Origin of the sequence: Acetivibrio saccincola (assembly GCF_002844395.1) — a bacterium.
GTDB lineage: Bacteria > Bacillota > Clostridia > Acetivibrionales > Acetivibrionaceae > Herbivorax > Herbivorax saccincola.
This window is the reverse complement of record NZ_CP025197.1, coordinates 1,318,197-1,330,328: the sequence shown is the minus strand read 5'-3', so window position 1 is coordinate 1,330,328 and position 12,132 is coordinate 1,318,197. Positions and strand designations below refer to the sequence as shown.

General features: G+C 35.9%; 10 protein-coding genes. 2 read left to right on the top strand and 8 right to left on the bottom strand.

What is annotated here, in order from left to right:
• Nucleotides 1-115: 115 nt before the first annotated feature.
• The 3 genes from HVS_RS05930 to HVS_RS05920 form a co-directional block, all read right to left on the bottom strand.
• Nucleotides 116-1,165, bottom strand: coding sequence for an AI-2E family transporter (locus HVS_RS05930; protein ID WP_101300158.1), 1,050 nt, complete (start codon nt 1,163-1,165; stop codon nt 116-118).
• A gap of 82 nt (nt 1,166-1,247) precedes the next feature.
• Nucleotides 1,248-1,427: a hypothetical protein gene (locus HVS_RS05925; protein WP_101300156.1), complete on the bottom strand. Its 180-nt coding sequence runs from the start codon at nt 1,425-1,427 to the stop codon at nt 1,248-1,250.
• 27 nt (nt 1,428-1,454) lie between these two features.
• The gene (locus HVS_RS05920) at nt 1,455-1,988 is read right to left on the bottom strand and encodes a PRC-barrel domain-containing protein (protein ID WP_101300152.1); all 534 of its coding nucleotides are present in this window, start codon (nt 1,986-1,988) and stop codon (nt 1,455-1,457) included.
• Nucleotides 1,989-2,168: 180 nt separating this feature from the next.
• Between HVS_RS05920 and HVS_RS05915 the strand changes: the two genes are divergently transcribed.
• A complete protein-coding gene (locus HVS_RS05915; protein WP_101300150.1) occupies nt 2,169-3,527 on the top strand; it encodes a DUF1015 domain-containing protein in 1,359 nt (452 codons plus the stop codon).
• Nucleotides 3,528-3,759: 232 nt separating this feature from the next.
• Here HVS_RS05915 and HVS_RS05910 read toward each other — a convergent pair whose 3' ends face one another.
• The 3 genes from HVS_RS05910 to HVS_RS05900 form a co-directional block, all read right to left on the bottom strand.
• Complete coding sequence (locus HVS_RS05910) at nt 3,760-6,864, bottom strand: efflux RND transporter permease subunit (protein ID WP_101300148.1); 3,105 nt, start codon at nt 6,862-6,864, stop codon at nt 3,760-3,762.
• 106 nt (nt 6,865-6,970) lie between these two features.
• On the bottom strand, nt 6,971-8,206 hold the full coding sequence (locus HVS_RS05905; protein WP_101300146.1) for an efflux RND transporter periplasmic adaptor subunit: 1,236 nt from the start codon (nt 8,204-8,206) through the stop codon (nt 6,971-6,973).
• 187 nt (nt 8,207-8,393) lie between these two features.
• Nucleotides 8,394-8,828 carry a MarR family winged helix-turn-helix transcriptional regulator gene (locus HVS_RS05900; protein WP_101300144.1) on the bottom strand — a complete coding sequence of 145 codons (435 nt, stop codon included), beginning with the start codon at nt 8,826-8,828 and terminating at the stop codon, nt 8,394-8,396.
• Nucleotides 8,829-9,140: 312 nt separating this feature from the next.
• Between HVS_RS05900 and HVS_RS05895 the strand changes: the two genes are divergently transcribed.
• Nucleotides 9,141-10,232 carry a polyprenyl synthetase family protein gene (locus HVS_RS05895; protein WP_101300142.1) on the top strand — a complete coding sequence of 364 codons (1,092 nt, stop codon included), beginning with the start codon at nt 9,141-9,143 and terminating at the stop codon, nt 10,230-10,232.
• Between the two features lie 43 nt (nt 10,233-10,275).
• Here HVS_RS05895 and metA read toward each other — a convergent pair whose 3' ends face one another.
• Nucleotides 10,276-11,199 carry a homoserine O-acetyltransferase MetA gene (metA, locus tag HVS_RS05890; RefSeq protein WP_101300139.1) on the bottom strand — a complete coding sequence of 308 codons (924 nt, stop codon included), beginning with the start codon at nt 11,197-11,199 and terminating at the stop codon, nt 10,276-10,278.
• A 160-nt stretch (nt 11,200-11,359) separates the two neighbouring features.
• Nucleotides 11,360-12,100, bottom strand: coding sequence for a hypothetical protein (locus HVS_RS05885; protein ID WP_101300137.1), 741 nt, complete (start codon nt 12,098-12,100; stop codon nt 11,360-11,362).
• Nucleotides 12,101-12,132 lie beyond the last annotated feature (32 nt).

Here is a 12,132-nt window from a genome sequence, read left to right as displayed (position 1 = left end):
GAAGATGTCATCCTTTCTATTTATTATTTTTGCTTAATTAATATCTTAACAGGATGTCATCTTCTTTTCAATTATATATGGTATTTTATGTCTCATTCCCTACAATAACTTTACGCTAACCAACCGCTTCAATCCATCTTTTTGCTATTACCTTCAATACAGCTGCAACTGGCACGGAAACCAGCATTCCAACAAACCCAAAAAACTCTCCTCCTATAAGCACCACCAATATTGTTGTCACCGGATGAAGCCCTACCCTGTCATCAATTATCCTGGGGGAAATAAAAATATTTTCTATCTGCTGTATTAGTATGACAACTAAAGCCGTCCATAATGCCTTTATGGGCGAATCAATGAGGGCAACTGCTATTGCAGGTATAGCCCCTATTACAGGCCCGAAATAGGGTATTATATTGAAAATCCCTGCTATCATGCCTAATATCAGGGGGTATTTTAATTTAATAATAAAAAACCCTATGGTTATCATAATACCCACTATAAAAGCCGCCAGTACCTGTCCTTGAATAAAATTTGAAAGTATTGCGTTTATTTCCCTGCAGCAGCCAATTACCCCGTTTCTCCACTTTCTTGGTATTAAGGACAAACCCCCGTCCCTGAAGCTTTTGGCATCCTTAATTAAATAATAGGCTATTACCATTGCAATTATGAGATCTAATGCCACGGTTGCTGTTTTTGCAATTCCCCAAAGATAATTTTTTAATGTATCCATGGCTACTTTTTCTACAAAATAAGTACCTTTATTTATCTCTTTAAATATTGATTCCTTTATATCCGGAGGCCATTTGCTTGTTTTTATATTCCTGATAAAAGTGTTAAAATTCTCCCTAAAATCCATGGCTACATCCGGAAGTACATTCATCAGCTCTTTTGTGTTGTTTATTAAATGGGGGACTATAAATATAATTGATGCTGTAATAATCCCCAGGCTTACAAAATATATAATTAAAACAGACCAGGTCCTGGATATTCTTTTTTCTTCTAGCCATAAAACTACAGGATAAATCAAATAGGCAATTACTGCAGCAAGAAGTAAAGGTGCTATTATTCTCAATAATTTAACCCTGTATCTGAAGGCAATATATAAAAAAAACAAAAAAACCACTGCAAATAAAGTATATATTAATATTTTCCGTATAGAAGACATCTGTCAAACTCCCCTTGCCCTAAAGTTTTTAAGAATAGTTAAAGACTGGATTTCTCCAGTCTTTACAAGGATTTGAGAGTATTTATCGAAATAAATCAATCACGTCTCCAATTATGGAGCCGGATTTTCTTATAAGCTCAGCACTGGTTTTTTTAAGCTTCCTTTTTGACTTTCCATTCATCATGTTTGAATTCATTACCATACCTACAGATGCTCCAATGATGCTTCCCATAATTAAACCTCTTGTAAATCCGCTTCTCATATAATCACCTCTCTTTTGTAATATTGCCTATGTTTTATTAATTATTCCTTTTATGCCTTTGCCAGTTTCTATCATTTCTTCAACTGCTGCTCTTTCAACCAAAATGTTTTCCTTCCCAAACTCCACTTTTCCCAAAAGAGGCAGCAAATTTCTGCCCTTTACAATGTCCTGTATCAGTCCGTCAGAAACTTCTACACCGTCCAATGTATTTTTTTCAAAATCAAATAAAATATCTTTAACAACTCCAATATCCTCTCCATATTTAGTATATATTTTGAAGCCGATTATTGTGCCTTTCTTTTTTACCCCCAGCTTGTCTTTCACTTTTTTAAAAGCAATTATTTTATTTTCATTTTCAATTATCATTGCATCTTTGCCCAGGCTTAATACATCTTCCTTTAGCACTACCTTTTTTTTGATTTCACAGCTGTTCTTTTCAATTTCAAAAGCTGCAATTTTTTTGTTTTCAGGACAAAAAACAATATCTTTTATAACACCTGCTTTTTTGCCGGTGGCAGCACATATAACCGGCAAACCTATAACCTCACTGTATCTTAGCACTTGTCACCTCTCATATAATATAATTTTTTTCAAAATAATTATCATAATTTTATTATTTCAATAATATTTAAAATAATACGCATCTTGCAGTTTGACTTAATTTACATATTCGTATAGAATTTATTCGTTATATAATTTTTATATAGTTTAAAAATAGATATTTGTGAGGCAGGTGTAAAAATGTTAAATTCTAGAATTTATAGTGAAAAAATTGGTGTTCTTGTACCGGAGATATTGTTGCCAAAACAGGGCACGGATATGGAAGCATGGGCGGTAGTTGCATGTGACCAGTATACTTCTGAACCGGAGTATTGGCAGGAGGTTGAGAAAAAAACCAAAGATAAACCCTCAACTTACCACTTAATATTTCCTGAAGTCTATCTTGAAGAGGAAAATGGTGAAGACAGAATAAAAAAAATCAATGACACAATGAAAGAATATATTGAAAAAAATATTTTAACTTCCCATGGGCCTTGTATGATTTTTGTTGATAGAAAAACTACCCATGCAGAATCAAGAAAAGGTCTTATTTTAGCAATAGATCTTGAAAAATACGATTACAATAAAGGATCCCAGACTCTTGTAAGAGCCACTGAAGGTACGGTTATAGACCGTCTTCCTCCGAGAATAAAAATCAGAAAAAATGCTACATTAGAACTTCCTCATGTAATGGTTCTCATTGACGACCCTGAAAAAACTGTAATAGAACCACTTGCAGAAAAGGTTGGGGATTTTGAAAAAGTATATGATTTTGAGCTTATGGCATCCGGGGGGCATATAAAAGGATACAAGATTGATGATAAGGAAGTTCTTTCAAATATAATCAGTGCTTTGGAGAAACTTTCAGACCCTTCTGCTTTTAAATCCAAATACCAGGTTGGAGATGACAAAGGCGTTCTTCTTTTTGCCGTTGGGGATGGAAACCACTCTTTGGCATCTGCAAAAGGCCATTGGGAAATTATAAAAAAGAATTTGTCAGAAGATGAAATTAAAAATCATCCTGCCAGGTTTGCCTTGGTTGAACTTTCCAATGTCCATGATGAAGGAATAACTTTTGAGCCTATTCACAGGGTGGTATTCAACATTGACACCAAGGACATTTTTGAAAGTATGAAGAATTTTTACAATAATTCAGAAGTTACTTTTGAAAAGCTTGACTCATTGGATATGGTCAATAAAAAAATTAAAGAATCTTCCCAAAACACCTCAGTCCACACCTTTGGGTTTGTCACATCTGAAGGGTATGGTGTAATTGAGGTAAAAAATCCAAGCCACAACATAGAAACAGGAACTCTTCAGAGCTTTTTAGACAGCTTTATTGAACAAAATGAAAAAGTCAGGATTGATTATATACATGGTGAAGATGTTGTTACAAAACTTGGCTCTAAAGAAGGCAATATAGGCTTTTATCTTCCTGCAATGAGCAAACATGATTTATTTAAAACGGTAATATTAGAAGGCGTGCTGCCAAGGAAGTCTTTTTCCATGGGAGAAGCTGAAGAAAAAAGATTTTATTTGGAATGCCGCAAAATAGTTTAGAAGGTAAGATTAGAAATTGGAAATTAGAAATTAGAAGTTGGAGGTTAGAAATTGGAGGTTAGAAATTAGAAGTTGGAGGTTAGAAATTGGAGGTTAGAAATTAGAAGTTGGAGGTTAGAAATTGGAGGTTAGAAATTAGAGGTGAGAGGTTGGAGGCTAGAGGTTGGAGCCCCACCTCTCACTTCCCACCTCTAGCCCCACTCTTCCCACTTCTCCTCTCGCTTCCCGCTTCTCACATCCCACTTTCAACTTCCAGCTTCTTACCTTTCACCTTTCTTGCCAAATCATCAAATAGCGTATATATAACCGGTATAATCAAAAGAGTGAGCAGTGTTGACAGCGCAAGACCAAACATCACCACGGTGGCAAGAGGCGCCTGTATTTCTGCCCCTTCACCTATTCCTAGAGCAAGGGGTACCAATCCTAAAATTGTTGTCAAGGTGGTCATAAGTATAGGTCTTAACCTTGTCGGACCTGCTTTTAGTATTGCTTCATCCCTTTCCATGCCGCTTTCTCTCAGATTGTTTATATAGTCAACAAGGAGTATTGCATTGTTTACCACTATACCTGCAAGCATTATAACACCTATAAATGACGCTACGTTTAAAGTCCTTCCGGTAATAAACAGCCCAAGTACCGCACCTGAAAAAGCAAGGGGTACTGAAAACATTATTATAAATGGCTGGGAAAGAGATTCAAACTGTGCTGCCATCACCATATATATCAGTAAAATTGACAGCAATAATGCCTTTCCAAGACTCTCAAAGGATTCCACCATCTGCTCGTTCTCCCCGCCTAATTGGGTATAGTATCCGTCAGGGAGTTTTAGCTCATTTAATTTTTCCTGTATTTCAGCATTTACACTTCCCAAATCTCTTCCGTAAAGATCCGCATTAACGGTTACATACCTGGTCTGATTTCTTCTGGTTATGTTAATGGGACCTTCTTCTAATTTTATTTCCACAACCTCCCCTAAAGGGACATTAACGCCTAAAGGACTTAACACACTAATGTTATTCAGGCTTTGATAGGTTTTGGTAACTTCATCAGGAAATTTCACCCTTACATCAATTTCATTTCCGCCAATCCTGTATCGTGTAGCCACCTGACCTTGGAGGGCGGTGCTTATTGCAGATGCAACCTGTATAGTTGAAAGTCCGTACATAGAAGCCTTATCCCTGTTAACATATACCCCAGCTTCAAGCCTTCCTTTTGAAACGCTGGTCTCCACCTGTCTGGTTCCCTCAACACTTTCTACAATTTCCTCCACTTCAGATGCTATTTTTGCAAGTTCACCCAAATCATCCCCATATATCTGTACAGAAATAGCACTTCCCATCATAGACAGCATATCCATACCTGCATTCCTTACTGTAATATCTGCTCCCGGGATTTTAGCCACTTCTTTTCTTACCATTTCCACTATCTCACTTGTGCTTTTTGAGCGCTCTGAAAGAGGTTTTAATGTAACGTCAACGGAAGCACTGCTTGATTCTGTCCCTAAGGACATAACATTACTGGAGCTTCCCCCTACTGTGGCAAATACAATTTCCACTTCAGGGATTTTTTCAATTATTTCTTCAACTTTTTTTACCACTTCATCTGTTTCTTCAAGCACAACCCCTTCACCCATATCTATGCTCACAGTAAACAAACCCTGGTCTGTATCAGGAATAAACTCTGTTCCTACAAAATAAAGAGTTGCAATGGAAGCTCCTGAAATAACAATTGTGACAATAATGGTAATGAGCCTTGAATTAAGTACGCCCTTTAGTGCTACCCTGTAAATGTTGTCCAACCCGTTGATTACCTTATCCCATTTGTCAACTATCTTAGAGTAAAAAGAACTTTTTCCTTTGCCGTTTGATATATGCAGCATTTTTGAACTCAGCATTGGCACTATAGTTAAGGCAACAGCCAAAGAAGCAAGGAGTGAAAAAGTCACAGTAAGAGCCATTTCTTTAAAAATTTCTGATGCTAGCCCTTCTGTAAATACTATGGGAACAAACACAACCACCGTTGTAAGGGTTGATGCGATTATTGCACCCCCAACTTCCTTTGTCCCTGTTAATGCTGCTTCAATCCTGCTTTTTCCTTCCCTTCTGTGCCTATAAATACTTTCCAGTACAACAATGGCGTTATCCACCATCATTCCCACACCAAGGGCAAGACCGCTCATTGAAATCATATTTAATGTTGTATTTGATAGGTAAAGAAGAATAAAAGTTGATATTACAGATATTGGAATAGATATTGCAATTACCAGGGTGGGTCTTAAGTTTTTCAGGAATAAAAACAATATAAGCATAGCAAGGAGAGCACCTATTATTCCGTTTTGTATAACACCGTTTATAGACTGCTCAACAAATATGCCCTGGTCAAAAGCAATTTCTATATTTATATCCTCATATTCTTCAATGATATTATTAATTTCCCTTTTTATGCGTTTTGTAACTTCTAGGGTGTTTGCCGTCGCTTCTTTTTGTATTGTAAGACCAATACAGTCTTCCCCGTCCATCCTGTTTATGGATGACTTCTCCTTATATCCCTCTTCCACCGTTGCAATATCCCTTATGTATATAATGCTTCCCTGGGGCAGGACTATTGGTATATTTTCTATTTCTTTAATGGAATTAAATTCCCCTTTGCTTCTGACGTTGAGTTTTCTGTCACCATGTTCCACCACACCTGAAGGCAAATTTATATTTTCCATTTGGAGGGTGGATGCTACCTGGTTAATTGACAATTTATAATTTTCCATTTTTGTTTTGTCCATATTGACAATTATCTCTTGTGTAAGTCCCCCGCTAAGGCTAACAGATGCCACTCCCTCAATTCTCTCTATGCGGTTTTTTATGTTGTTTTCTACATAACTTTTAAGCTCCGCCTCACTTTTACCTGCAGAGGAAACCCCTATTTGTGCTATGGGCAGCATATCCGGATTTATTTTAATAACCATGGGGTTTGATGCCCCGTCAGGTAAAAATTCTTTAATCATATCTATTCTTTCTCTCAAATCCAAAGCTGCAAAATCCATATCTGTACCATCATTAAACTCAACAATTACAATGGAAGAACCCTCTGATGACTGGGAGCTTACGCTTTTCATATTACTAACCGTTGATACGGCACTTTCTATCGGTCTTGTTACAAAATTTTCCACTTCTTGAGAACCCACGCCCTCATATTCAGTCATAATAACAGCCATGGGAATAATCATACTTGGCAAAAGGTCCATAGGTGACTTTAAAAATGACACCACTCCGAATACAACTATCATAAGCATAACCATTATAATGGTTACAGGTCTTCTTACAGATAGTTCTGATATATTCACAAAAAATCACTCCGTTTCCTAATCTTTTGCTGTCACAATTACTCCAGAATTACTCTGTCAGAACTACACCGGTCAGAATTATTCTGTCAGAATTACCCTGTCAGAATTATTCTGCCACAATTACTTTAGAATTGTCACTTAAGAAATTCTGACCTTTTACAACAACCTGGCTGCCCTCTTTTATGTCCCCGCTTATCTCTATAAATTCTTCATTGGATATGCCGGTTGTAACTTCTTTTTTGACAGCCCTGTCTTCTTCTACAACGTAAATATAACTCTTTCCGCCTTCACTTACAACACATTCAACGGGAACTGCCAGTATGTTTTCTTTTGCCTCAACAGCTATTTCCACTTTAGCTGACATACCGCCTTTAATTGCCCCGTCTTCATTTGGTACTTCAATTCTTGTACGGTATGACTGGGTCATAGGGTCCACATTTGGACTTATGCTTATAACCTTACCCAAAAAAGGCTCTTTCTTCACAGATTCTATATAAACAGGATACTCATCCCCAACTTTTATTTTGTTTACTATATTTTCCACAATGTTAACTTCTACAACAACGGTGGATATATCCACTATTGTAGCTGCAGGAACAGCACCTGATGTGATTTCCCCTTCATTTACATTTAATGATGAAATATATCCGTCTGCAGGTGAAGTTACAACTGTATTTTCAAGCTGTGTCTTAGCAAGATTATATGAAGCTTTCGCCTGTTTTAACTGGGCTTGTGCTGTCTCTATATTTTCTTTATTAATTCGTGACTCCGTCAACTCTAAAGCGGATTTTGCAGTTTCAAACTGTTCCTTTGCAAGTTCATATCCTGATTTAGCCCTGTCAAGGTCTTGTTTTGAAGCCATTCCGTTTTCATATAATATTTTTACATCATCGTACATTTTTTGTGCATCATTTAAATTAATTTCTGCACTTTTAAAAGCCGACTCAAGCTGGGTCATTTGAAGTTCTAACGCCCCGCCCTCTGCCCTTTTGACATTTGCCTTTGCAACATTTACAGCTGCTTCTGCCTGTGCAAGCTGTAATTTTATTTCCTTATCATCAATTGTAAAAAGCGTCTGACCCTCTTTAACTTCATCTCCTAAACTCACATAAACTTCTGAAACTTTCCCCGGAAGTTTAGGGATAACGTTCACTTCCTTTATAGGCTTTGCCTGCCCCGTCACCGTCTGGGTCTTCTCTATGTCTGTTTTTTTAATATAATCCACACTAACTGTTATAGCTCTTTCTTCCTCTATTGCATCCTCATTTGATGCTGAAGTGCTGCACCCTGCCGTTATCAATAAAGCAAAAGTGGCAAGCACCGCTAAAATTCTACGTTTCATAAAAATTCCTCCTTGTGTTGAGACATTTTATCAACTGCTTTCTTATTAACTGCTGTTTTTTTTAATTTACTGTTTTTAAATAAATACCGCCCTTAATTAAATACCGCTCTTAGTTAAATATTGCCCTTAATTAAATACTGCTTTTAATATTAAATACTACTTTTAACTAAATAAATACTGTTTTTAATTAATTGTTATCTACAACTCTTGAAAACATACCTTTTATTTCTTCTATCATTTCATTTAAACGTTCTACTTCTTCATCTGTAAAAATAGAAAGTTTATCTAAGAGATGATTTGTAAATTTATTCATTTCTTCACTAAGAAAATCTTCCCCCTTTTCGGTAAGTTTAAGTGTAGATACCCTCCTATCCCTTTCAAGACTCTCCTTTTTAACAAAGCCCTCATTTATCATTTTTTCAGCTAAAACAGACATGTTAGGTTTTGAAACCATAATTTTTTTCGCATAATAGTTCATCGGCTTTCCGCCTTCAACTTTTAAGTAGTATAAAAGCTTCATTTGCAATCTTGTTACCCCACAGTTTGGAAAATCCCTAAAAAAAGTTCTATAAAGCATAGGCAAAAGTGTTATGTAGTTTTCTATTAAAAGTCTTCTGCTCATTCTTCTCCTCCCTATATACAATATATCCTGCTATAAAATATACTCTGAGGATTTAAAAAAAATCTACCTTAATAGGTATGATTTTTAAATAGTTATGATTCATAACTATTTTATTATTATAATATACCATATTCTTTTTATGTGGTCAATCATAAAAAAATACCCACTCTTGCCTGATATAGATTAATATTATAAACTATTTAAGATAAGATATAAAAAACCATGTTTTCAATTGAATTTTTTATAAGTGTTTTTTAGCTGGTGTATTAATAGCTGTGTTTTAAAACAATTAAATATTAGGAGGTTTTTTTATTGAGTGCTAAATTAATGGAATTTTTAAAGGAGAAAGAACAACAGCTGGTAGAGTACATGAAAAGCAGCGAAGTTCAAAAATACTTCAGACCAAAGCACATACATGACGCAGTAACAAGCTATATATACAGAAGTGCAAAACGCCTGAGACCTGGTGTCCTTATAATGTCATGCGGCTGTTTAGGCGGGGAAGAACGGATTGCAATACCTGCAGCTGCAGCAGTTGAGCTTTTTCATACCTGGACATTGGTTCATGACGATATAATTGACAATGACAGTTTAAGAAGGGGAAAACCTACAGTCCATCGACTAATGGAAAGTGCGGGTAAAAGGGATTTAAACTTAGAAGGCAGCCTGGCTGAAGATTACGGAAGGAATATTGCAATTTTAGCCGGGGATATACAGCACGCCTGGTCGGTAACTTTTCTTATAGAAACAACTACAAAAATGGGGGTAGACCCGTATATTACGCTGGAAATAATTAAATATATGGAATCCTATGCTATCGGCAATCTCATTTATGGGGAAACAGTTGATGTGCAAATGGGAATGACAGATAGCAAAGATACTGAGAAGTTTTCCCAGGATGATGTAATAGATATGCTTTGGGGTAAAACCGGGGTATTATACGGTTTCTCTGCACTGGCAGGGGGAATGATTGGTAAAGGGACATCTGATATTAATGACCCACAGGTTACAGCATTAAAGGATTTTGCAACCAACTGCGGAATTGCATTCCAGCTTCAGGATGATATACTGGGCATTACCGGGGATGAAAAACTTCTTGGAAAACCTATTGGGTCTGACATAAGAGAGGGAAAAAAGACAACTATAGTTTTAGAATCCCTTAAAAATGCAAATGAAGAACAGAAAAATCTCATACTCAATGTATTAGGAAATAAAGATGCCGGAGAAGATGATGTTGAAAAGGTAAAAAGTCTTTTCCATGAGTTAAATGGAATAGAGCACACAAAAATGCTTGCTCAAAAATACATACAAAAAGCCCTTCCGAAAATTGATGCCGTGGAAGACTCAAAATATAAAGAACTTTTACTTAGCTGGGCTGATTTTATGATTAACAGGAATTTATAAAAAATAATAAAGTGGGGTTAAAATCCCCACTTTTTTTGTGTTTTTATTTATTCCCGATTTTACTTAAATCATACGGTGTTTCCTGATAAACATAGTAGTTTAACCAATTTGAGAAAAGAAGGTTAGCATGCCCTCTCCAGGTTACTATTGGCATATTGTTGGGATCATCATCAGGAAAATAATTTTTTGGAACTTTAATATCAAGTCCCCTTTGTATATCCCTGTCGTATTCAGTCTTTAAAGTCAAAGCATCGTACTCAGGATGACCTGTAACAAATACCCTGCGTCCATCCTTTGAAGCAACCAAATAAACACCTGCTTCTTCAGATTCAGCCAATATCTCCAACTCATCAATTTTTTCCACATCTTCTCTCCTAGTTTCAGCATGCCTTGAATGGGGTACATTAAAATTTTCATCAAATCCTCTTGTGAGCCTTACATTGTTTTTTGTTATTCTATGACTAAAAATCCCAAACATTTTTTCATTCAGGAGATATTTTTCAATACCATAGTGATAATACAAAGCAGCCTGAGCTCCCCAGCATATGTGAAGAGTTGACATTACATTGTCTTTTGTCCACTCCATAATAGCCTTCAGCTCTTCCCAGTAGTCTACCTCTTCAAAGGACAAATGCTCAACAGGCGCACCGGTTATAATCATTCCGTCAAACTTTTGGTCTTCAACCATATCAAAAGTTTTGTAGAACTGGATAAGGTGCTCCTCAGGCGTGTTTTTGGATTTATGAGTTTTAGGCTGCAAAAGCACTATATCAACCTGCAAAGGAGTATTACCCAAAAGCCTCAATAGTTGGGTTTCTGTTATAATTTTTGTAGGCATAAGATTTAAAATGCCTATTTTAAGCGGTCTGATGTCCTGGTGAAATGCCCTGTGCTCCCCCATAACAAAAATATTCTCTTTAACTAAAATGTCGAAAGCCGGCAAATCATCCGGTATTTTAATCGGCATATTTCATCATCCATTCTATATATCATTAATTGCAATACTATAAATAATACTATATATTATCAAAGTCAGTCAATGATATTTTTGTAAATTCAATTTTTCCTGCACAAATTATTATCTGTTAAGATTATTCTATATGTTAAGGCTTATCTATCTGTCAAGATTAATCCAGCTCTAAAATATGCCTGAGATTTAAAATATAATTAAAACACTCTTCTACATCTCCCACCACTTCGCCTTTTTCTTTTCTTATGGAATGGGTTATTGCAGCATCTCCAAATGAAATATAACTTTTATGGGCTGCATATGGGTCTTTGTATTCATAGTATTTTATCTCAAAATTCTTTTTATCCTGTAAAGGAGTTTTTGCAGAATACACCCTTACCCACTGGTGGTCAATAAAATCCTGACTTTTAAGATATTTTACCACAGAATCAAACAGCATCACAGGACCATTTTCATTATCTTCTACGCCTTCTTTCTCCTCTCCATTTCCCAAACTTCCTGTATTTATCTTGTCTTCTGCATTTATCTTGCCTTTTTCACTTACCTTGATTTTTACATCTGTCTTGTTTTCTGCACTTATTACGCCTTCTGTATTTGCCTTATCTTCTGTATTTGCCTTATCTTCTGTACTTTCCTTGTCTTCTACATTTTCTTTATCTTCTTTTTCATTATCTCCTATATTTTCTTTGTCCTCTGCCTTTGTTTTATTCCCCGGACTATTTTCGCTTATTAGTTTTTCTATCAGTTCTCTTTGATCTTCCAATTCAATCCAATAAAGACCTTTATATTTTGACAATTCATTAAATGTTTCATCAGATAAATAGCTTGCAGCCTTCAAATAATAGCTTATAGCTTTAGACATCTCTTTTAAAAGTCGTATGTCTTTTTCTCCAAGCATACTTCTTCACCTTTACTTTCTAAGTTTAGTAT

Bases quoted from the DNA above. Each gene is read 5' to 3' on its own strand.
- HVS_RS05930 (WP_101300158.1), bottom strand. From the start codon at position 1,165: ATGTCTTCTATACGGAAAATATTAATATATACTTTATTTGCAGTGGTT.
- HVS_RS05925 (WP_101300156.1), bottom strand. From the start codon at position 1,427: ATGAGAAGCGGATTTACAAGAGGTTTAATTATGGGAAGCATCATTGGA.
- HVS_RS05915 (WP_101300150.1), top strand. From the start codon at position 2,169: ATGTTAAATTCTAGAATTTATAGTGAAAAAATTGGTGTTCTTGTACCG.
- HVS_RS05905 (WP_101300146.1), bottom strand. From the start codon at position 8,206: ATGAAACGTAGAATTTTAGCGGTGCTTGCCACTTTTGCTTTATTGATA.
- HVS_RS05900 (WP_101300144.1), bottom strand. From the start codon at position 8,828: ATGAGCAGAAGACTTTTAATAGAAAACTACATAACACTTTTGCCTATG.
- metA (WP_101300139.1), bottom strand. From the start codon at position 11,199: ATGCCGATTAAAATACCGGATGATTTGCCGGCTTTCGACATTTTAGTT.
- HVS_RS05885 (WP_101300137.1), bottom strand. From the start codon at position 12,100: ATGCTTGGAGAAAAAGACATACGACTTTTAAAAGAGATGTCTAAAGCT.